Genomic DNA, 21,878 nt, shown 5'->3' with positions numbered 1-21,878 from the left:
GGTTTTGTAGCTTTTTAAAATGAAAATCGTTCCTCAACTATGTTAGATATTCCTTGATTGATAAGGGTACTTAGAGCTCGTTCTTTATTGCCTAGAGGTTGGGCGGCAATATCTTTTGCTATTTTAGAAAATTCTTCATCATATTTAATGGTATCTTTTTTAAAGAAATTACTGTTGTTATTAGCAGGAATTCCGGTAACTAGTGTAAATAGTTTTTTATCATCTACTGTGATTTTAGCAGGTTCTATTCCTGAAATATCCTTGATAAGTGTTCCTTTATTACTTACAATAGATAAGTCAAAAGGCAGGAATTTACGATCATGTTTTTCTAAGGAAAGCTCTATAAGCCATCGATAATAGTATTGATTCGTAAAAGAGGATAATTGCTTAACAAAAGGTTGTTTGTCGTAGTTGTTAGAAAGCTTTAATTCATTTTTCCAAGCAAGCTTGTCATTAGTTAATGCATCATTCATATAGGCAGATACATAGATGTTGTAATAATGAAAATGTAATAATTGTTTAATATGATCATCTTGCTTGAGATGTGTTAGATGCAAGCTTCCAGAATCTTGATTCACTCCATACTCAAAAAATCGAGAGGCTTGCGAAAGATCTTCTTTGGTACTTGCGCTGGGTTCGTAATCCAGAAATTCCAGAATAGAAGAAGCGGCAGTTAACTCAATAAAGTTAGCAGGGTTCTTTTGTTCAATACCACCATCAAAATTTTCATAACTACTCTGTCTGGTATCCCCGACATAAAACATGGTATTTACGAGTTGTTTTAAGTTTCTATTATAATAGGATAAAGCAGCTTTGGTTTTGGTGATGAATGTGCTGGAGTTAATTGCACTGTCTCCACTATTAAATTTTTCTACATCTACCTGAAAATATGGGAGTACGGATACGCCTCCAATGATTGCATTATTGATATAAGTTTTATTATTTAAACCACTGTTTTCATCCCTAAAGACGTTCATAAGTAGCGGAAATCCTGCTGCTCCAGTTCCTCCGAAAATGGAACTGATGATAAAAATGCGGTCATTTTGCTTAAAATCTTGTGTAAATTCTTTGAATTCAGAGGATTCTACTACGTTTTTAAGAACTACACTTCCTACATTAGGATTACCTAGAAAACCTTTTTCCAGTGGCATATCTTTATTAGCATTACTATATAATAGATCAAATAAAGCTCTGGTAGTGTTCATGTTTTTTGATGAAAGAGCGTTATAATCTACCATATCCTTTAGTGTTCCGTAATCTGTACCGCTAATATTCATTTCTTTAGGAGGCATAATCTTGGTTCTAAAGAAATGTCCTTGATCTTCTTCTTCGGGTACTCCGGTATATATGGTATTATGAATCTGATTATAGTTCTGGATCAGTTTCCTGCATTTTTCGACATCTCCGTTATTGATGTCTGTATCAATAATCATTGGAATGATTTTTTCGGTGTTAGCTTTGAATCCACTGGCAAGTAACATGGTCAAGGATTTTAGTACTCTTGAACCAGTACCGCCAATAGCAAAGAGATATAATTTTGGTTTAGACATGATATTAGAATTTTACTGGAATGAATTTAGAATAGATAGAAAAACGTTTAAAAGCTAATGATAATAGGAAGTATAGTACAAAAGCGTAGCAAGCGTTAATCATAGCGAATAACCAGATTTCATAATAGAATTCACCCAAAGTTGCTAATTCAAATACGGAGAATCCCTCTATAGCAATGGATATGATAAAAACGGTTAAGACATTATACATTCCGAACAGAAACCAACGACTTATTGTAGAAAATCGCATACCTTTTCTACCGAATACTATATAAAATAGAAGGTTGTAGAGTATCGATGAAAATAGGAGTATCATGAATCCTACAGTGTACCCTCGATTATCCCAGGTTTCCCAGTAATAAGTGCTTTCAAATAAAAAGTAAAAATTTTCCATGATCGTTATTGTTGTTTTTTGGTGAATTTAAAATTTGCTAAGGTGTCGTTTTTGCTTTTAAAAGCTCTTTCAAAAGCCTTTGTGATAGTTTTGAAAGCAAAGGTTTTGTAGGCCAATGAATCTGCAGTTATTTCTAGGTCATCGGCTAGATTTGTTTGCTGGATCCATTGAGGTGTTTTATTGTAAAGAGTAATTGAAATCTTTTCTGTAATGCGATCCAGGTCATGAAAAGTAGGTTGTAGAAAGTGCGTGAGCTTCTTCTCTTGAATGGTATTCTTTGAAACACCTTTTTTAGAAAGCATGCTTTTGTCAATTACCTTAATGGAGGTTGTTTCTTTTAGGTACTCTGGTTCGATCGTATAATTATTTGGATTCATAAACTGTTTACGAATTCCTGTGGCTTGATGATGTAAATTGATTCCGATGGTAAATTGTACAGGTCGTTTTTCTGTTACTTCTTTAATTCGTACTACATTATTTTCTGTGTTGATGGATATTTTTCCTTTTTTAGGGGCATCTAATAATTCATATGTTATATCCTGCATTGGAATATTATAGAAATGCGACTGATGATAGTTGTCAAAAATATCTTTGGTCACCAATTCTTTAACAGCTTGCTTATTGCCAAAAATCCAGATGTAAAAAGGGCGATTTTTTAGAACCGTATCGTAATAAGGTCTATTTCTTTGATTCCTACTTCCGGTATTGAGTCGATCATAATAGTAGGTGCCGTTAAAATCACTGAGATATTGAAAAACAGCAACGCCTATATTTTCTTTTTTGATGAGGTGTTGATATATTTTTGTAGTGATTTTAGAGCTATTCGCTTTGGTATCATCACTTCCTAAATCTGGAATACAATCTGAAACGAGTATACTTACAGAGTTTTCCGTAACAGCATCTATCACATGGCTGAATACATGTTGTAACTTAGAAGATCTTCCACCTAGAATGGTTCCGCTACCAAGTTGATTTTCGAATTTTTGTATGCTTCCTTTATATCGATTAGGCCTGTTGGTAACCGTATATAGTTGTAAACTATCAGAGTACATTTTATTCAGATCTGTAATCAAAAAAGGAACTACTTCTTTTAAAGGATAATTTCCAGCAGTTTGTGAATTGACATACCCTTTCATACTGGCAGAAGTTTCCATAAAGAAATCAACTCTTTCTACAGTTCTTTTTCCCTTAGTTGTTTTTTGATAAGGAGAGAATTCGTATTGTATTAATGGGGAACAGCCTTTACTCGTAAATGCGAGATTACTTAAGAGTATTAATTTGATTAGAATACTATTTGTGACTATTTTATTCATTGTTGATCTCTTTATGGAAAATCCTGGTATGAATTTCTTTTTGGTTAAATACTTTGTGATTTGCAGATACAAATACTTTTGTTTTCTCTATTTCGAGAATATGATATCCGGATCTACAATGCTGAAACCGAAATTTTAATGCTTTGATGCCTGTAAAAAGCCCTTTTTGTTTTGTGATATCATATACATAATGAGAGCAACTTTTTTTAAAAACACATCTTTTTCGTTTCGATTTGGGAATCAATACCCAATAGGATCTAATAATTAATAAAAGAAGGATCTTCATTAGGAAGCTTTAGAAAAAACAACCATTTGTCGAGAAGTTGTATATCCAGGAGTTCCTCCCAATCCAAAACAACCGCTTTCTGGTTGTACAAATGTGGTTACACTCTCTAATCGAATATATTTCCATCCAGAATTAGCATGATGTTTGATGATTTCTTCTAATTGTTCTGCAACTTGTTTTGATGCAGTTTTGTTTTGACTAACAGAAGCGACAAAAGGGATTACTTTATATTCCATAATTTGATTTTTTAGTGATACATCAAAGCTATGGATGCGGGGAATTTATTCTTTACGGAAAACCATAATCACAAAAAAGAACGGTTTTTATGCCGTTCTTTTTCTAACTAACCTCAGTACAATTAGTCTTCCCAACCACACAAATCTCTCCCCAGTTTCTTTGCTTCTGATAGCGTTACTTTATATATCTTAGTAGAACATCGAGATAAACCTCTACAATCTTCCGTGTAATGATATCGCTTGCTTTGTTTTCCTTTGCAGATATATACTTTTGTGTCGTTTTGATGGCTTACCAATGCAAATACAGAAAGCAGTATTGCGAATTTTATATAATCTTTCATTAAGGAATCATTGTTCAACCGGAATTCGTATTCTGGTTTCTTTAATATCCATCCTAATTTTATCCAATGTAACATACGTAGGTTCTTGTATTTCTTCTTCATATTCTATGTCCTTCCATATTTTATGAATTTGAGCTACTACAAGTTTAACTTGTACGTTAATACCCTGCATGAAATTATCATTGTATAATTCTATCGAAAAACCTCCCTGTAATAAAGATGTATTTCTACCAAAACCTGAAGCTCCGTTACCACTTTCTAATATGCGTTGCGTGCCATCATTTAGTTGTGTGATGAATTTATAGTGTACATTATCACCTATATCGGTATCCGAAAACATAGAAATTCCGGTAGCGGCAAAAGTAGCCAATGCAGTATACCCAGTTAATGATCCTATAACTTTGAAACCATCAGAAATTTTCTTGTTGGCAGCTTCATAATCTTCCTTAGCTTTTTGACCAACACCTATCCAATAGGACCAAGCTATTGTTTCTGTAGATTCATAGGGATTATGATAATTAGGGAAGTATTTATTTTTAGGAAGATGTACAGGAATATATGAGTACTGAGAATTGTTTATGGCGGACTCGGAATGAACTCGTTCGTTTCTGGTAAATAATTCTATAAAGGTAGTATCTGTTCTTATTAGTCGTTTTTTTATTTTTTTTATTTTTCGGGTTTCATATCCTGTCAGACTATCTTCTTTATATCGAGTATATATTGTATCTCGAATAGTTTTCCACCTCCAACTGGTATTGAAGTTTTTGGTTGTAGCATCTAAAGGAACTCTTTTTATCGAATATTTAAAGATCCTATTGGTTAATGAACTACTATAAAATCGAAATTTATAAACTCCTTTATTTCGTATAAGAATACGCTTATTATGGAGTTCAGGAACTTTATAATCTGAGAACAGCGTATTATTTGGTAATTCTGCTATTTCTATTTCTTTAAGATGTTTTCCTTTGACCATATCAAAATCAAAAATGATTTCATCGTCTTTAGCAAAACTATAATATACTTCTTTTGTTTGATCAAAAGAAAGCTTAGTTGTTGCGTTCAAAACGGTGATTGGTATTTCTTGAGCAAATGAAGTAATGAATTTTAACAATGTAAGTGTGAGTACAATTTTTTTCATATATATGTTTTAGTTAGTTACAATGAATAGCATATTCTTTATAAGGGATATATTCGGTTCCACAAACACCTCTATGATGAGAACAGGTTCCTCTTCCTGTACTACTTGAAGTGGTTCCATCACAACATTTGGTTCTGGTATGATACCTGGTTTTTGCAGTGAGTTCCCTAAGTTTGTTACAAGCTTCTATGTCTCCTTTTTCTGTAGCAATTCTAAGGTACTTTTTGGCACTTTTCTTTTTTCTTAAATTTAAATAACTCTGTCCAATTTTTCTATAGATTGAAACATCAGAAGTATCTAAAGCAATATGTTTTTTAAAATATTGAATTGCTTTTTCATTTGATTTTTTAGTAAAATACGTATCGCCCAAATTTTTATAAGCTAATGCCGTATTGGGATATTCTTGTATCAGTTTTTTTAAGACTGTAATACTTTGGATGGTATCCTTAAGAGTAAGAAGTACTTCACTTACTTGATAATGTGCACGCTTAAAATTAATTGTATCATTTTTTAATTTCTGAATAGAATCAATAAAAGAGACAAGAACCGTACTTGCTTGTTTAGGTTTCCCAAGAATAGCCATTGTATTCGATACATAATAATAAGAATCAGCATGACTTTTAAAATTACGATCTTCTATTGGTTTTAAAAAATACTGTAATAGTTTCTCTGCTTTAGCTGTATCATTCTTTTGAATTCTCCAGTCAACAATTTCTTTAAACACTATTTGCCTTAGTGAATCAGTATCAGAAAGTGTTTGAGCTATGGCAATCTCTTTTTCTGATGAGATCGTATCTAGTAATTCAGATAAAATCATTTCTTTTAAAAGATGATACTTGGGATTCATAGAATCTCTTTTTATAGTTTTATCAACTAATTTTAGTGCTTGATGATAATTTTCTTCCTCATAAAAGCGATTAGCCTTTTTATAATTAGTACTATTAGAATCGGGAACTAAAATCACGGCTAATACGCATAAAAGGATAAAAGCTCCTATTACTATTAAGAAACTTATTAAACATCCTTTAAGGCAACCTTTACTTTTGTTTTTAGGAATTTGGGTCATTTATTAATTTCTTCTACGCTTTCTTGTATGTGATCTTACATAGATTCTTTTTCCTGACTTTGTAGTTCTGTAATGACCTCTTACTTTGACAGGTTTGGAATAATTTAGACTCTTCTTTTTCGTTGATGTGCTATACTTATTATACCAGTTAGAAAGACCTGATCTTCTTTTTTGCTTAGGAATAGACGTTAAATATTTTAATGCAATAACTTCCTTAATCTGTAGTTTTGATTTTTTTACGAAACCAATCTTATTATTAGATTTTATTTTGTAAAATCTTTTAGTTTCATCAAAAATTAAGATATTTCCGTTGTTAGGAATAGTGTCTATTACATTACCATTAGTTTTATCTAATAGTTTTATTATTGATCGTGAAGATTTACTTTTTGTTTTAATTAGATAGCCACTATTCTTGATTTCTGTTTGAATATCTGATTTAATAATATCTATCTCTTCCTCAAGTGTTTTAATTTTATTTATTAGACTATCTATTTTTTGATTTTCTTGTGAGTAAGTTATTGCCGAAACTAACAACAGTAGTATATATAAATATGTTCTCATTTTTATTGAATTTAGATTTTAGAATAAGATAGATTCACTTTCGAAAGTGAATCTATCTGCTAGTGATTATCCTTGATAACCATTACGCCTAGCATTCTCTATACAGTCTGATTTGTTTTTATATCCTTCAGCGGATGCTCCAACAATTTTTCCATTAGAAGCCGTTCTTCTCCATCTCCATTCTTTTGCTTTATCCTTGTAAAATTCCCATGTGTCATTCATAATTTTAATTTTTAAAGATTAATACTATTCAAACTTAAAACTACTAGGAACTAGTTCTTTATGGTTATCCGTAAAGGGAGAGGATTTTATAGAAAAATGATTGTAAGAGATGACAAAAAGGTTTTATTTACACTGAAATTTGTAGCATTATGATATAAAGAAAGAAAAGACCTCACAGGTTTCCAAAACCTGTGAGGTCTGACAAAGAGATATCATATATTTTATTTGTTAACTGGTGCTTTATTATAAATGCCCTTTTTTAATAAGCTTCGCAATAAGATTAGTGGTGTTTTTTGCTTCGAAATGCTCAGATAGTCTATTTATTCGTTTTTCGATCGTACTTTCGCTATTAGGAGAGATTTTATTGCTTTTTAATTTTTCGACGATTTCTTTTTTATTGAGACCATCTGCAAGTTCTTTTAGAATTAAGAGATCAAAATTATCTAACTCAAAGGTATTATTATGTAATGCTTGATCAACATTTGGAGAGATGTATTTTTCATTATCATATGTGCATTGTACGGCTTTTACCAATTCTTTCAGCCCATAACGTCCCTTGCAAACATATCCATTGATTTTTTGTCTTTTAAAAAGAGACTTAATTTTTGTTGGATTATCATCCATAGAATATACAATGATCTTAATATTGGGTTGTATAGGTTGTATGGCATCAATAAGTTCGATTCCAGAGGTGTACTTTCGATCTATCAAAGGGGTTTCCTTAAAAGAAATATCCGTAATTAATAATTCAAATGGAATATTATTTTCCTGTGCAATTTTAATCCTGTTAAAAGCTTTATCACAATACTGTTCTTTTGCAATAGTTGGAATTTTTAGTTTCTCATCTAATGTTTGAACAATACCTTGATTTGTACTTCCAAAATCTTCTGCAACGATAACTTTTTTAAACATGATATTAGGTGCTTTTAATTTGGGATTTGTATTTGGGCGGTAAAGCCTGCTCCTTTTTCTGAATCAAATATAACAGTCCCTTTAATAGCTTTAATACGGCTTTCCGTATTCTTAAGCCCATTTTTATTTGCTATATCTTCTTTAGAAGCTCCTACGCCATCATCATAGTAATCTACCTTTAGGTAGTGCTTATCTTTTGTAAAAGCAATTTTCACGAATGTTGCCTGACTATGTTTTTTCATATTGATCATCAGCTCTTGTAAAGAGGTATATAATGCGATTTTATCTAATGACGGAATTATAGACCAATCGATATCGGGAAGACCTGTAATATAAGATTGCGAAGTTGATGGAGGATAGAAACGTAACATTTGGGATAGTTCATTTGGATAATTTTCTCCTGTATCAATTTCACTATTATCTCTGGAGAAATCTCTACTCTGATGATATGCGATATCTAACTGATCTAATATTTGGGATTTATCGGTATCGTTTTCTACCAATACCATGGTATTGTAGAGGTTTGCAGCAAAGCTATCATGTATTTTTTTTGAAAATTTTACACGTTCATTATATGAAGCTTCTAGTTTGTCGATCTTGTTTTGTTGTTTTAATTTTACCGCTTTTTGTTTTAGGTCTTTATTGCGGCGATTAAATAAATAAGTTATGAATCCAGCCAATAATAGTAAAAAGATAGATATGGAAACATAGATAATATTTTGGTTTTTAGTTTTTAAAACTTGTTTTTCTTTTTCTGCATTTTCCTTTTCTAATTTTTCGTTCTCATATTTAGTATCGGCATATAAATTCCGATTGTTTTGATTGATACTTTTTATTTCTTCGTTTACTGAATGATACATTTTAGCTTCCTCAGCAGTATTTTCCTTCAAATCAAAAACAAACCCTAATGCTTCTAGGATTGCAGTTCTACCATTACGTTTTTTTGCATTGAGATATGCAGCTTCTGCATATTGCAAAGCTTTTTCTTTATCTGTATTAAGATAATATTTGGTTAATTGAATGTTACTGGCAATTAACCCCTGGGTATCTTTTTGGTTTTTCCGTATCGTTAATGCTTTTTGTAATAAGGAATCTGATGAGACATTATTTGGATTTTCTAACCATTTAGTGTACCCTAGATTGCTGATTACTCTGGCATATTCTTTTTGATCGTTTATTACGATAGAATCTAATAGTAACTTAGATAGAATATCAATAGATTCATTGTATTTTCCTTGAAGAGCCAGAATATTAGCTTTTGCGCTTTTTAATTTTAAAAAAGTACTTTTTCCAATTTTTTCTATAAGTAAAGATTCTTTTTCCAGAGACAGTGCTTTGGTGTTATATTCTAATGCTTTATCAAAGTTTTTTTGTTCTTTATAAGCTACTGAAATATTGAGCAATAATCCGCTGATTCTTTTTGTTTCCGAAGTGTTTTCTATGTGTCGTAAGCCATCCGTGGCAGTTATTTTACTACCAATGTGATCTCCAAGGCTTTTCTGTATATTGGCCATAAAGAGTAAGCTTTTACTGGCGTTTATACTATCGTAAGAAGTTTTCGAAATTTTGAAAGCTTTATTATGATGAGCAAAAGCTTGACCTAATTGATTTTTGTTTTTATGGTAAATTCCTAGCTTTGTTAATGCTTTTTCCTGAAAAATTAGGTTTTTGTTTTCTTTTGCATAGTCATATAACATTTTAGAGTAGTAGATCGCACTATCACTCTTTTTTAGCTTATTCAATATTTTTGTTTTTCGCATTAAGCCTTTATAGACTAGAGAATCGTTTTTATATAAGAATGCCTCTTTTAAATATTGATTAATATGTTCTAATTTTTTAATTTCAGGAATAGTGTCTGATTCAGTTAAATTGAAATATGCAGAAATACTATCTATACTTTTCAATGTCGTTTTTTGAGCAAATAACGAAGTGCTCTGGAAGGGAAATAATAGAATAAATATAAAAACAAAAAAGAGAGAATGTTTCATCCCTCTAATTTACTAATTAATTTGTTTTAGGGTATGTTTTACCCTTCATCTTCATCCTCTATTTCCGGGTCTTCACCTTCTGTGGCTAATACATCTGTATGTAGTTCTTCGGTTTCTTCCAGGTTGTCAATAGAACAAGAAGTAAAGTTCGCGCCCATAAATAAGGCTATCAGTATATAAAAAATTGTTTTCATTTTCTTAAAAATTTTCACTTTAGACAAAGTGGATGCCGTCCAGGCATTTGCCTGGATATTTGCTTTGCAGCATCCGTTAAAAAAGGGAGTACTCCTTTGTTTTTGGAAAGTGAAAATCCGAAGCGGCCGCATTTAGCTACTTTCCAATTGGCTGAACACCAACCGCATTACGGAAATCCGTAGCAACTAGTTTTGTACATTTGTTATGTTAGCATTTCATAACAAGAACTTGTTGTTGATACAAATCTAGAATATACTTTCGAGGTAGTTATAGACAGGGATTCGACTTGTTTTAGCCAGCTTTTAGACACCATAGTTTTTATAGTAATTGTCTAAGATTTGTCTAATTATTAATTTATTACTGTAAGAAGAATGAGTAGTCAAGAAATAGTGGGTAGAATAGTTCAGGAGATGTTTAATAAAGCCAAAAATGAAACAACTTCGCGCTCACGGTATGGGCTTTCAAAACATATTGCAGATGAAATTGAAAAAATAAATTATCGTACGCTAGAAAGAGCTTATGATAGATATATAAAAGGAAATTTAAAAGAAGTTGAAGCACAAGATGAGAGTGTATTATTATTTTGTAACTATTTAGGATATGAAAATTATGGAGAATATGTAGAAAAGAATAAGATCCCAATTAATAAAGGCAGAAGTACAACAGGTGATCCTCCTCCTATAACAAAATCACCAAAGAAATACTATCTTGAAATAACTATTGGAATAATAATATCAATTTTTCTAGCAATTTTTATTATTTATAAGGTTAATAACGTGGGAAACATGCAGAATATGTCAAGTAAATGTATGGCTTGGGTAGAAACAAGTTATAAAGAAATCTCTTGCGATATAGAATTCCATCCTGATTCAGGCACAAAAACAGAGCTTTATGATCCCAAACGTTTTAAAGGTTTTAGGAAAGTTGAAGTGACGATACTGACAAAGTTCTTTTCTGAAGACACTAAGAAACCTTTAATATGGTATTATAAAAACCGAAATGATGAAATTGAATATTTCACCTCGTCGGGGATACATCCTACCAATGGAGAAACGCTAAAGAAAATTACCCCGTATATTATTAATACATATGTTCCTAAGCATACTTTAAAACCAAATTCTTTTATTGATAATGATACTGAAAACAAACAATAATCACCAAAATTCTTTGTAAAAACTTATTATTTCGTATGCAAATCATATGCACATGAAAAAAGGCTTTGCGAGATAAAACTCTGCAAAGCCTTGGAATTACTAGTGGAGAAGATGGGACTCGAACCCACGACCTCTTGACTGCCAGTCAAGCGCTCTAGCCAGCTGAGCTACATCCCCGTATTTCGTTGTTAATTAGCACCTTTGAGTATTAATAATGGAACTCTACTTTCAAAATCTTTTTTCAGAATCGTATTTTCTTCCCAAAGTTTTCCAAAAAATCCTCTTTTACGTCTGAATACACATAAAAGATCAGGATTATTTTCATTAAGATGTTCCAGAACCCCCTGAAATAAAGTAGCATTTTCGGAAGACTTATAAGATGTAATAAGTTCCGCTAAGTCTTTTTTAAACGCTAGATCCTCTGGAAAAAAGTCTGCTGTTTTTACCTGAAGAAGCTTCATTTCTGCGTTAAATGTAGTCAAAATTTCTTTGATAGGAGCTAATGCATCTTGCTTTTTGATAACACCAGATTTGATGGCCATCAAAACTTTGGATATTGGTTTGAAGGCATAATTTTCTGGGACTACTAATATTGGTATTTCTGTCTTTTTTACCAAACTACCAGAAGTTTCTCCCAGATAATAAGGATCTTTTATGTCTTCACTTTCAGCCCCTAAAACAATTAAGTCGATAGAATGTTTTAAATTAAATTCGGGGATCGCTTCCAATAAGTCGCCTTCTAAAGGAAGCGCAATAAGACGTACTCCTTTTTGATCAACTTCAGCAAATTTTTCTTCCATCGTAGAAGCCGAAATATCTTTGAGTGTTTCATTGACCAAAGGAAGACTTCCTGATCTGGGCAACTCCTTAAATGCTTGCACGGCATATACTGTTCCTCCAAGTTCTTTTGCAAAATCAATCGCATACTGAAGTCGACTGATACTGATCGAATTTTGTGAAAACCCTAAAGGGACAAGAATATTTTTCATTGCTAAGCTTGATTTGTGTTTCAGGACACAAAATTACAATTTTTGAACAGGAAACAAGACTTTTTGAAAGCCCATAATTGACTAGAAAAGGTTTCTTTTCTTAAATTTTATATAAAATGATGTCTTGTGGGACTTAGAACATCGAGGCACAAAAGAATAGTTAGTATTTTTGCCATTTGCAAAAAATGTATGATTCGTAAAGCCGTACTTTCTGATTTAGATGCTATTCATCAACTAACACAAGCTTGTGCTAGAGCAATGATAGCAAAAGAGATTTTTCAATGGAACGAACACTACCCGACTAGATCTCGTTTTCAAAAAGATATTGAATTAGAAGAATTATATATCCTGGAAGAGGAAAATCAGACGAAAGGAATTATTGTGATAACAGAATTAATGGATGAAGAATACATTCCAATTCAATGGCTATCAGATAGTCAAAACAATCTATATGTTCATCGATTAGCAGTACATCCTGATTTTTGGGGTAAGGGTCTGGCACAGCAATTAATGAGCTGGGCAGAAAAAAATGCAAAAAAGAAAGGGTACCACTCGATTCGACTGGATACCTTTAGTCAGAACCAGAGAAACCAAAAGTTTTATGAAACCAGAGGGTATAAAAGATTAGGAAATATTTTTTTTCCAAAACAAAGCGAGTATCCTTTTTATTGTTATGAACTAGTATTGTGAGCAATGTTATAAGTTTTAAAAATATTAACCGATTAGCAATTCCTGCGATCATAGCAGGTATTGCAGAGCCCGTTTTATCTGCAACAGATACCGCTATTGTAGGTAATATACCAGTAAACGGGACAGAATCCTTGGCAGCAGTAGGGATTGTGGGATCATTTCTGTCTATGTTAATATGGGTTCTGGCACAAACTCGTTCAGCGATCTCAGCAATTATTTCACAATATCTAGGAGCAGGAAAACTGGAAGAAGTAAAGACCTTACCAGCACAGGCAATAGTGTTCAATATAGGACTGAGCGTTACGATTCTTCTTATAACCGTTCCGTTTATAAAAGAAATTTTTGTGCTTCTAAAAGCAGAAGGTCAGGTGTTGGAATACTGTATTTCTTATTATAGCATCCGTGTATGGGGATTTCCACTATCGTTATTTGTATTTGCTGTTTTTGGAATTTTCAGAGGATTACAAAATACATTTTGGCCGATGATTATTGCGCTTATCGGAGTAGTAGCGAATATTATATTAGATGTCGTTTTAGTGTATGGTATAGAAGGTGTTGTAGAACCGATGTATCTGGAAGGTGCCGCCTGGGCAAGTCTCTTTTCGCAAATTCTGATGGCGGTTTTATCGTTTATATTACTGCTAAAAAAAACGGATGTTTCATTGCGATTAGAAAAACTGTGGCATCCCGAAATGAAACGGTTTTTAATCATGAGTGGAAATCTTTTTATTCGTTCATTGGCATTAAATACTACATTGCTTTTAGCGGTTCGAGAAGCAACAAGTCTGGGCACAAACTATATTGCCGCACATAGTATTGCCATACAGCTATGGTTGTTCTTTGCTTTTTTTATTGATGGATACGGGGCTGCAGGTAATATATTGGGAGGAAGATTATTAGGAGCTAAAGACTACAAAAACCTGGTCGCTATGTCTAAGAAAGTAAATATATACGGAATCATAGTAGCATGTGTTTTAGGAGGGTTTTCTCTGGTAGTTATGGAACAATTAGGCTTGATTTTCACTAAAGACCCAGAAGTGCTTACTATATTTACCGGATTTTTTTATTTAGTAATACTAGCCTTGCCAGTAAATGCATTGGCATTTGTAGGTGACGGAATATTCAAAGGACTTGGTGAGACAGGCTTTTTACGTAACGTACTATTAGGATCTACTTTTCTTGGCTTTATTCCAGCTTTGTTCGTCGCAAGGTATCTCGATTGGAGACTTCACGGAATATGGATTGCAATTACTGTTTGGATGTTGATTAGAGGATTGGCATTGGTACTAAAATTCAGAAACAAATATTATACCCTTGCAATTTCCTAAAATACAAGGGTAATAATTGCCATCGTAATAATTACATATAAACAAACCAATACTGCCACTAACCTGAATTTTTCCACATATTTTTTTTCCATAGATCAAACATAATAGATAAATTAAAAACTATAAATACGTGTAAACCCCCATTTATCCGAAACGAGTACAGATCATCTTTGAATCTAAAATATTGCCTACTTTTATCAAAAATATAATAGAATGACATCAACACGTATAAACGGAAGTTTATATACGCATACCGAAAATCATATTGCAACCATCGAGTTTGGACACCCTTCCAGTAATTCTTTCCCGTCGGAGTTGTTGGAACGATTAGCGCACGCTTTTAGTATTTTATCTGATGATTCTTCTGTATATGTAATTATTTTAAAATCTGAAGGTGAAAAAGCATTTTGTGCAGGAGCTTTTTTTGATGAATTAGTATCTATCACGAATCTGGATGAAGGAAAAAAATTCTTTTCTGGATTTGCAAATGTGATTAACGCAATGCGGAAATGTAAAAAACCAATTATTGGCAGAATACAAGGAAAAACAGTGGGAGGAGGCATTGGCTTAGCGTCTGCTTGTGATTATTGTATGGCAACAGAAGCTGCTTCTATCAAACTAAGTGAATTAACCATTGGGATTGGACCATTTGTTATTGAACCAGCCGTATCCAGAAAAATAGGATTAGCAGCGTTTGAAGCATTAGCCTGGGATGCCTCGCAATGGAAAAATGCCTATTGGGCAAAAGAAAAAGGGTTATTTAACAGAGTTTTTGAAACTATTGTCGAATTAGATAAGGAGGTACAGTTATTTGCAGATAAATTAGCCAATTATAATCCCAAAGCAACACAGGCAATGAAAGAAGTAAATTGGAAAGGAACTGATCACTGGGATGGATTATTAGCAGAAAGAGCGGCCGTTTCTGGAGAATTGGTGCTTTCGACATTTACGAAAGAAGCATTAAATAAGTTTAAAAAATAAGATATGGAAATACTCAATTTTTTAGGAGGGAATGGATTATTCTTGATCCTCGGAATCCTATTGGTAATAGTTTACTTTTATAATAAAAGAAAGAGAAGATAATGTTCATTAACTTTGTAAAAAGTTATATAGCAAGAAATGAGCAAGATCAGAATCACCAAACAATTTTCTTTTGAAACCGGTCACGCATTATATGGTTATGATGGAAAGTGTAAAAATGTTCACGGACATAGTTATAAATTAAGTGTTACTGTTATCGGAAGCCCGATTACGGATACTACTCATGTAAAATTAGGAATGGTGATTGATTTTGGAGATCTCAAAAAGATCGTAAAAGAAGATATAGAAGATGTTTTTGATCACGCTACTGTTTTTAATAAAAACACACCACATATCGAGTTGGCCAAAGAACTGGAACAAAGAGGGCATAATGTGATTTTGGTGGATTATCAACCTACCAGTGAAAATATGGTGATTGATTTTGCAAAAAAGATTAAAGCCAGGCTTCCAGAAAATATACGATTACATTCTTTAAAACTTCAGGAAACCGAGACCTCGTTTGCAGAGTGGTATGCATCTGATAATGATTAAAATAAGTTTTGACTTTTTAGTATCCAACAATATACATGAAACTAATAAATCTTCCAGAAGGTAAAAAGATATATTTTGCATCCGACAATCACTTGGGGGCTCCAACAGCAGAGAAGAGCTTTCCCAGAGAACAAAAATTTGTAAGATGGTTAGATAAGGTTAAAGAAGATGCAGCGGCTATTTTTTTATTAGGAGATCTATTTGACTTTTGGTTTGAATATAAAACAGTAGTACCCAAAGGGTTTACCAGAACTTTAGGGAAACTTGCAGAAATCACAGATGCAGGGATTCCTATATACTACTTCGTAGGAAACCATGATCTTTGGATGAATGGGTATTTTGAAGAAGAACTAAATATTCCTGTATTTCATAAACCTCAGGAATTTACTTTTAATGACACTACATTTATTATCGGTCACGGAGATGGCTTAGGACCAGGAGACAAAGGATATAAGCGCATGAAAAAAGTGTTTACCAATCCCTTGGCAAAATGGTTTTTTAGATGGTTACATCCAGATTTGGGGGTAAAATTGGCACAGTATTTATCTGTTAAAAACAAACTAATCTCTGGTGATGAAGATGTTACTTTTTTAGGAGAAGATAATGAATGGCTGGTGCAATATTGTAAACGAAAACTAGAGACACAACATACCGATTATTTTATTTTTGGTCATAGGCATTTACCCATGGAAATTGAGCTTACTGAAAACTCAAAATATACCAATCTTGGTGATTGGATTATCCATTATACCTATGCTGTTTTTGATGGGAAAGATATGAAACTGAAGAAATACAAAGAAAAGTAAAAAAGCGGATAATCTTGTTGATCATCCGCTTTGAATAGTAATTCAACGAATGAATTACTGTTTTGCTATTTTTTTAGTAATTACAGTCTCATCCAGTCGTACTTTAATGATGTAAAGTCCACTGGAGAGCGTACCTTGTTTTATTTCGTTTAAAGAAATCAATTTAGTACCCGATTCCATAGCGCCTATATTTTTCTTGGCGATACTGTTTCCTTTTAGATCTACAATTTCTATAGAAGCATGTGATACTTTTTTAGACATTGATATGGAGATACTCACATTATCATTTGTGATAGGGACAGGATATATACCAATCGAATAAGAAGGCGCTGAGGTTATTTTTACTAGTTCATTCAATCTGTTGATGTCTAAGCCTTGGATTATAAACCTTTCCCAAGTGCCAACAGCGTTTCTGTTACAATTTATAGCCTTATTTCCGTTTTCGTGACTAACATACTTACCATTATTTCCTTTTATGGCATAAAGGTTACCACCAAGAGATTCTAGTATAAATCTTTCCCAGGATCCAACAGCATTTCGATTACAATTCATAGCCTTATTTCCATTTTCAGAACTAACATATTTGCCATTGCTACCTTTAAGGCTTACGGCTCCATTACCTGCAGATTCAACGATAAATTGTTCGTTTGTGCCTGCAGAGTTGCGATTGGCTTGCATGGTTCTTGTACCACCTTCAGAGCTTACATACTTATCGATACTCTGTCCCAAAATTGTCACAAAATCATCAATATCACCTCCATTATTAACAATAAACGAAATAGTTTTTGTTGTTTTGGCTCCTTTATTATCAGTGGCTTCTGCTCGTAATGTATAATTCCCTTCTGGCAAATTTTTAAGAGCATCGTCTTGATTGTTCTGATTCCACGTATATGGACTTACATTTTCTTGTCTTATAAAAGTATCATTAAGGTAGAGACGTACATTGCTAACTCCATCGTTGTCGGATGCAGTAACTATTACTTCTAGAGTTGCTGGTGCAGAGAATGTAGTATTATCTAGAGGCACTGTAAATGAGGTTACAGGTCCAGTATTATTTCCGTTTCCACTGCCACCAAATCGAGGTCTGGAACTTAACCAGTTCATATCGAATTTAGGTCCTTTACATTGGCACCCTTTACTCCCTTGGTCTACACGACCAGGACAAACCTTCTCATCTTTAATTCTCTTGCCTTGTATAGTAATGGCGTCTTCATGTCCAGGCTCGTTACCACATTGTATCGTATTATATCTTGGATCTCCGTTTGCCAAATCTCTGTAACTAGGATGTTTTTTAAGCTCATCACAGATATCTTTAATATTTACCTCTTGTCCGTTAATATCGATTTTGAAACTACCAACACCGTGGTCAAAAGAAGATTTACAGAAACAAAAGCCATTTGCTTGATAACTATCCTTCCACGAATTTGCATTAGGAACAATTCTTACACCTTGGTCAAAAGTATCCTGACCTGTACAACCTGTATCTGGGATGTTAGCCTTAGAATTATCTGTGGAGCCCGGTTGTTGCGCAATTGCGACATGGACAATAAATAAAAATGTTAAGGTTTGTAGAATTAATAATTTACGTTTCATAGTTGTTGGTTTTAAGAGTAAATATTTTATAAGATAGTGATTTGGTTTAAAAGACTTATAAAGTATACCAACTATAAAAATATCGTAATATGGAGAACTCTAAGATAACTAAATAGAATCCGTAGAGGATTAATTAGCCTACGTCAGATTTGGTTGACCAGAAGATGTGAGTTTATAATTTATCTTAAAAAATTGATGATCTTAGAATTAATTATTTTTGGCTCTAGAGGTAATTATTTTTTGAGAAACTTGTATTGCGATTTCTTCTGAATCTTTTATGGAGTACGGATGTTCAATAAAAATAACTTTATTATTAAAAATAGCTTCAATTAGATAATAATTTCCATTAAAATAGGATTTCTTAATTCTAGCCTTTAGATCAGAATGCTTAACAATTTGTAGCTCATGAGGATATAATAAAATAGTTTGGTCACTATCGAGATCAGGCAACAAAGAGGAAATAGATATTTCATTTATCTCACCGAAAAGTGATGCGATGTAATAGTTGTCTGGATTTTGATATATGCTATGTGTATTTCCTTTAATAACAATCTCACCCTTATGGATCACAATGGTTTCTTCAGCAAATGATAGGATGTCTGTTTTATCGTGTGTTGCTGTAATACTGGTAATCTTATTTCTTTTTAAATAAGCAAACAGGTTTCTGCGTAAAGAACTACGTCTGAAATTGTCAATATTTCCAAAAGGTTCATCCAATAGCAGGAGCTCTGGTCTTTTGGCCAACACTTTGGCCAAGGCAACTCTTTGTTTTTGCCCCCCACTTAAGTTTTCAACTTTAGCGCTAGCAAATGGGGTCATCTCTACTATTTCCAAAAGTTCATTGACACGACCAATTTTTAGATCTGGTTCAAAATTAGATAAGTATTGACCTATGTTTTCGGCAACGGTTCGATAAGACTGTAGTTCAAAACCCTGAGAAAGGTATTTCATGTTTTCCTGGCCAGGAACCAAATTATAAGCTGGACCTAATATTTTTTGATCTTCCCAAAATAATGTCCCTTGATCCGTATCCAAAAGACCATAAATGATTTTAAGTAATGTACTTTTTCCGCACCCACTGGCTCCAATGAGTGCAATATGTTGTCCCTTTTCAATAGTGAAATTGATATTTTTTAATACCGGATCGGTGTCATAAGCGAAAGAAACATTTTGGACTGTAAGCATATCTCAAATATAAATAACTTCCATAAAAAAATCCGTCTCTTTTCAGAAAACGGATTCTTTTAATTTTAAGTATAAAAAAAATTACCCTTTTACTTCTTCATTGACCTGTTCGGGTAAGACTTCATAACCCATATTGAACAGTGTAAAACTAAAAATATCAGCGTATTGTTCAATGGTTTTGGCGACTGGCGTACCTGCACCGTGTCCTGCATTGGTCTCAATTCTAATCAATATCGGATTGGTACCACTTTGTTTTGCCTGCAATTCTGCCGCAAATTTAAAAGAATGTGCTGGTACTACACGATCATCGTGATCTCCTGTTGTGATTAGTGTAGCAGGATATTGAACACCTTCTTTCACATTATGAACAGGAGAATATCCTTTCAGATATTCAAACATTTGTTTGTCATCTTCAGCGGTTCCATAATCGTACGCCCAACCGGCACCGGCTGTAAATGTATGATAACGTAACATATCTAGTACACCAACAGCAGGCAATGCTACTTTCATAAGATCAGGGCGTTGCGTCATCGTAGCTCCTACCAATAATCCTCCATTCGAACCGCCTCTAATGGCGAGATATTCACCAGAAGTGTATTTGTTTTTTATAAGGTATTCTGCGGCAGCGATAAAGTCATCAAAAACATTTTGTTTTTGCATTTTGGTACCGGCATCATGCCACTTTTTACCATATTCACCACCACCTCTTAAATTGGGTACAGCATAAATTCCTCCTTGTTCCATCCATACAGCGTTGGCAATGCTAAAAGAGGGAGTCAGACTAATATCAAAACCTCCATATCCATATAATATAGTTGGGTTTTTACCCGTAAGTTCTACTCCTTTTTTATGAGTAATAATCATTGGGATTTTAGTTCCATCTTTAGAGGTATAGAAAACCTGTTTGCTTTCATAATCCTCGGAATTAAAATCAATTTTTGGCTTGCGGTATAATTCTGAAGTACCATTGGCAATATTATACTTATAAATACTTCCTGGGGTTTTATAGTTGGTAAATGAATAGTATAATTCTGTTTCTTCTTTTTTGGTTCCAAAACCTCCCACGCTACCAAATCCTGGTAATTCTACATCACGTACCAGCTTTCCATCGTAATCATATTGCAACACTTTGGATACCGCATCTACCATATATTCTGCAAAGAAATAACCACCACCAGTATTTGGACTTAGTACATTTTCAGTTTCCGGAATAAAATCTTTCCAGTTTTCTGGAGTAGGATTAGCCGCATCTACGGTAACAATCTTTTGATTTGGTGCATTTAAATTGGTCACTAGATAAAGCTTAGAATCTACATTTTCAATTACATACGTATCACTTTCTGTAGTATCTAAAATGGTAACCAGCTTGTTATTTGGATTCGCTAAATCTTTAATGAATAACTTATTTCCTGAAGTAGAAGTACTTGCAGAAATGATTAAATACTTGTCGTCTTCTGTAACACGTCCACCAATATACCTATGCTTTTCTTCTGGAGTACCTCCAAAAACTAATACATCATCTTTCTGTGGGGTTCCCAGTTTGTGATAGTATACTTTATGTTGGTCAGTTTTTGCAGAGAGCTCACTTCCTTTAGGTTTATCATAACTAGAATAGTAAAAGCCTTCATTTCCTTTCCATGACATTCCTGAAAACTTAATGTCTACTAGTGTATCTTCTATAATTTCTTTGGTTTCTGCATTTTTTACAATGACTTTTCTCCAGTCACTTCCTCCTTCAGAAATGGAATACGCTAAGAGTTTTCCGTTTTTAGAAAAACTTACGCCTCCCAAAGAAGTTGTACCGTCTTCACTAAAGGTATTAGGATCTAGAAATATTTCTGGTTCATCCCCTTCATTTTTAAACCTATAAATAACATACTGATTTTGCAAACCATTATTTTTATAGAAATACGTGTAATCTCCTTCTTTAAAAGGAGATCCGACCTTTTCATAATTCCAGAGGTCAGACAGCCGTTTTTTCAGTTGATCTCTAAAAGGGATGCTGTCTAAATATCCAAAAGTAACTTTGTTTTGTTGAGTAACCCAGTTTTCGGTTTCTTTACTACGGTCATCTTCTAACCAACGATACGGGTCTTTAACTTCAGTATCAAAATAAGTATCTATTGTATCTACTTTTTTAGTTTCAGGGTAGTTCAATGGAATTACAGTTTTAGCAGTTTCTACTTTTGTTTCTTTTTTGCATCCTATGATACAAGAGATCAAAAATAGCATTAAAAGTGTTTTTTTCATGGTGAGTTAAATTTTGTAGGCACATTGTTTTTAGTTATGTTCCCTATACTAACTCACAAAGCTATTAAAAGTAGTAAATGCAATATGCTAAATAAAATATAAAAAAAGA

Annotated in this window: 23 protein-coding genes and 1 tRNA gene; 6 read left to right on the top strand and 18 right to left on the bottom strand. The window is 33.1% G+C overall.

Annotated features, from left to right (window positions below; all coding sequences use genetic code 11):
• Positions 1–14: 14 nt before the first annotated feature.
• The 13 genes from ACWGOQ_RS06110 to ACWGOQ_RS06050 all read right to left on the bottom strand — a co-directional run bounded on the left by ACWGOQ_RS06110 (position 15) and on the right by ACWGOQ_RS06050 (position 10,201).
• A complete protein-coding gene (locus ACWGOQ_RS06110; RefSeq protein ID WP_452056016.1) occupies positions 15–1,550 on the bottom strand; it encodes a hypothetical protein in 1,536 nt (511 codons plus the stop codon).
• Between the two features lie 4 nt (positions 1,551–1,554).
• Positions 1,555–1,944 (bottom strand): hypothetical protein, encoded by a 390-nt coding sequence (locus tag ACWGOQ_RS06105; protein ID WP_452056017.1) that lies wholly within the window; start codon positions 1,942–1,944, stop codon positions 1,555–1,557.
• Positions 1,945–1,949: 5 nt separating this feature from the next.
• Entirely contained in the window at positions 1,950–3,257 is a 1,308-nt protein-coding gene (locus tag ACWGOQ_RS06100; protein ID WP_452056018.1) for a hypothetical protein, read from the bottom strand.
• A complete protein-coding gene (gene yidD, locus ACWGOQ_RS06095; RefSeq protein WP_452056019.1) occupies positions 3,250–3,543 on the bottom strand; it encodes a membrane protein insertion efficiency factor YidD in 294 nt (97 codons plus the stop codon). Before yidD ends, ACWGOQ_RS06100 begins: the two co-directional genes overlap by 8 nt.
• A complete protein-coding gene (locus ACWGOQ_RS06090; protein WP_452056020.1) occupies positions 3,543–3,779 on the bottom strand; it encodes a hypothetical protein in 237 nt (78 codons plus the stop codon). The genes yidD and ACWGOQ_RS06090 overlap by 1 nt, the downstream gene beginning before the upstream one ends.
• A gap of 122 nt (positions 3,780–3,901) precedes the next feature.
• Positions 3,902–4,120, bottom strand: coding sequence for a hypothetical protein (locus ACWGOQ_RS06085; protein ID WP_452056021.1), 219 nt, complete (start codon positions 4,118–4,120; stop codon positions 3,902–3,904).
• 7 nt (positions 4,121–4,127) lie between these two features.
• Complete coding sequence (locus ACWGOQ_RS06080; RefSeq protein WP_452056022.1) at positions 4,128–5,258, bottom strand: hypothetical protein; 1,131 nt, start codon at positions 5,256–5,258, stop codon at positions 4,128–4,130.
• 13 nt (positions 5,259–5,271) lie between these two features.
• The gene (locus ACWGOQ_RS06075; RefSeq protein ID WP_452056023.1) at positions 5,272–6,324 is read right to left on the bottom strand and encodes a tetratricopeptide repeat protein; all 1,053 of its coding nucleotides are present in this window, start codon (positions 6,322–6,324) and stop codon (positions 5,272–5,274) included.
• A gap of 3 nt (positions 6,325–6,327) precedes the next feature.
• Positions 6,328–6,885 carry a hypothetical protein gene (locus ACWGOQ_RS06070; RefSeq protein WP_452056024.1) on the bottom strand — a complete coding sequence of 186 codons (558 nt, stop codon included), beginning with the start codon at positions 6,883–6,885 and terminating at the stop codon, positions 6,328–6,330.
• A gap of 66 nt (positions 6,886–6,951) precedes the next feature.
• On the bottom strand, positions 6,952–7,107 hold the full coding sequence (locus ACWGOQ_RS06065; RefSeq protein ID WP_452056025.1) for a YegP family protein: 156 nt from the start codon (positions 7,105–7,107) through the stop codon (positions 6,952–6,954).
• 243 nt (positions 7,108–7,350) lie between these two features.
• A complete protein-coding gene (locus ACWGOQ_RS06060; RefSeq protein ID WP_452056026.1) occupies positions 7,351–8,019 on the bottom strand; it encodes a DNA-binding response regulator in 669 nt (222 codons plus the stop codon).
• A 14-nt stretch (positions 8,020–8,033) separates the two neighbouring features.
• Positions 8,034–9,923, bottom strand: a complete 1,890-nt coding sequence (locus ACWGOQ_RS06055) for a tetratricopeptide repeat-containing sensor histidine kinase (RefSeq protein ID WP_452056027.1) — start codon at positions 9,921–9,923, stop codon at positions 8,034–8,036.
• Positions 9,924–10,045: 122 nt separating this feature from the next.
• A complete protein-coding gene (locus ACWGOQ_RS06050) occupies positions 10,046–10,201 on the bottom strand; it encodes a hypothetical protein (protein WP_452056028.1) in 156 nt (51 codons plus the stop codon).
• Between the two features lie 372 nt (positions 10,202–10,573).
• Here ACWGOQ_RS06050 and ACWGOQ_RS06045 point away from each other — a divergent pair, with 372 nt between their 5' ends.
• Positions 10,574–11,356: a hypothetical protein gene (locus ACWGOQ_RS06045; RefSeq protein ID WP_452056029.1), complete on the top strand. Its 783-nt coding sequence runs from the start codon at positions 10,574–10,576 to the stop codon at positions 11,354–11,356.
• 103 nt (positions 11,357–11,459) lie between these two features.
• Here the strand turns inward: ACWGOQ_RS06045 and ACWGOQ_RS06040 are convergent.
• Together ACWGOQ_RS06040 and ACWGOQ_RS06035 are read right to left on the bottom strand one after the other, a co-directional pair.
• Positions 11,460–11,533, bottom strand: a tRNA-Ala gene (locus ACWGOQ_RS06040).
• An 11-nt stretch (positions 11,534–11,544) separates the two neighbouring features.
• On the bottom strand, positions 11,545–12,345 hold the full coding sequence (locus tag ACWGOQ_RS06035; RefSeq protein ID WP_452056030.1) for a universal stress protein: 801 nt from the start codon (positions 12,343–12,345) through the stop codon (positions 11,545–11,547).
• Positions 12,346–12,534: 189 nt separating this feature from the next.
• Between ACWGOQ_RS06035 and ACWGOQ_RS06030 the strand changes: the two genes are divergently transcribed.
• From ACWGOQ_RS06030 to ACWGOQ_RS06010, 5 genes are all read left to right on the top strand, one after another.
• On the top strand, positions 12,535–13,035 hold the full coding sequence (locus ACWGOQ_RS06030; protein WP_452056031.1) for a GNAT family N-acetyltransferase: 501 nt from the start codon (positions 12,535–12,537) through the stop codon (positions 13,033–13,035).
• Positions 13,032–14,363, top strand: coding sequence for an MATE family efflux transporter (locus ACWGOQ_RS06025; RefSeq protein WP_452056032.1), 1,332 nt, complete (start codon positions 13,032–13,034; stop codon positions 14,361–14,363). The genes ACWGOQ_RS06030 and ACWGOQ_RS06025 overlap by 4 nt, the downstream gene beginning before the upstream one ends.
• Positions 14,364–14,576: 213 nt before the next feature.
• On the top strand, positions 14,577–15,344 hold the full coding sequence (locus ACWGOQ_RS06020) for an enoyl-CoA hydratase/isomerase family protein (protein WP_452056033.1): 768 nt from the start codon (positions 14,577–14,579) through the stop codon (positions 15,342–15,344).
• A gap of 138 nt (positions 15,345–15,482) precedes the next feature.
• Positions 15,483–15,935, top strand: a complete 453-nt coding sequence (locus ACWGOQ_RS06015; protein ID WP_452056034.1) for a 6-pyruvoyl trahydropterin synthase family protein — start codon at positions 15,483–15,485, stop codon at positions 15,933–15,935.
• Between the two features lie 44 nt (positions 15,936–15,979).
• Entirely contained in the window at positions 15,980–16,741 is a 762-nt protein-coding gene (locus ACWGOQ_RS06010) for a UDP-2,3-diacylglucosamine diphosphatase (protein WP_452056477.1), read from the top strand.
• Between the two features lie 54 nt (positions 16,742–16,795).
• Here the strand turns inward: ACWGOQ_RS06010 and ACWGOQ_RS06005 are convergent, their stop codons facing one another.
• The 3 genes from ACWGOQ_RS06005 to ACWGOQ_RS05995 all read right to left on the bottom strand — a co-directional run bounded on the left by ACWGOQ_RS06005 (position 16,796) and on the right by ACWGOQ_RS05995 (position 21,769).
• Complete coding sequence (locus ACWGOQ_RS06005) at positions 16,796–18,334, bottom strand: Ig-like domain-containing protein (protein WP_452056035.1); 1,539 nt, start codon at positions 18,332–18,334, stop codon at positions 16,796–16,798.
• Positions 18,335–18,541: 207 nt separating this feature from the next.
• A complete protein-coding gene (locus tag ACWGOQ_RS06000; protein WP_452056036.1) occupies positions 18,542–19,519 on the bottom strand; it encodes an ABC transporter ATP-binding protein in 978 nt (325 codons plus the stop codon).
• Positions 19,520–19,600: 81 nt separating this feature from the next.
• Positions 19,601–21,769 carry a prolyl oligopeptidase family serine peptidase gene (locus tag ACWGOQ_RS05995; RefSeq protein WP_452056037.1) on the bottom strand — a complete coding sequence of 723 codons (2,169 nt, stop codon included), beginning with the start codon at positions 21,767–21,769 and terminating at the stop codon, positions 19,601–19,603.
• Positions 21,770–21,878 lie beyond the last annotated feature (109 nt).

Source organism: Aquimarina ulvae (genome assembly GCF_053613295.3).
The sequence above is the reverse complement of the archived record's forward strand: the minus strand, read 5'-3'. Positions and strand labels throughout refer to the sequence as shown.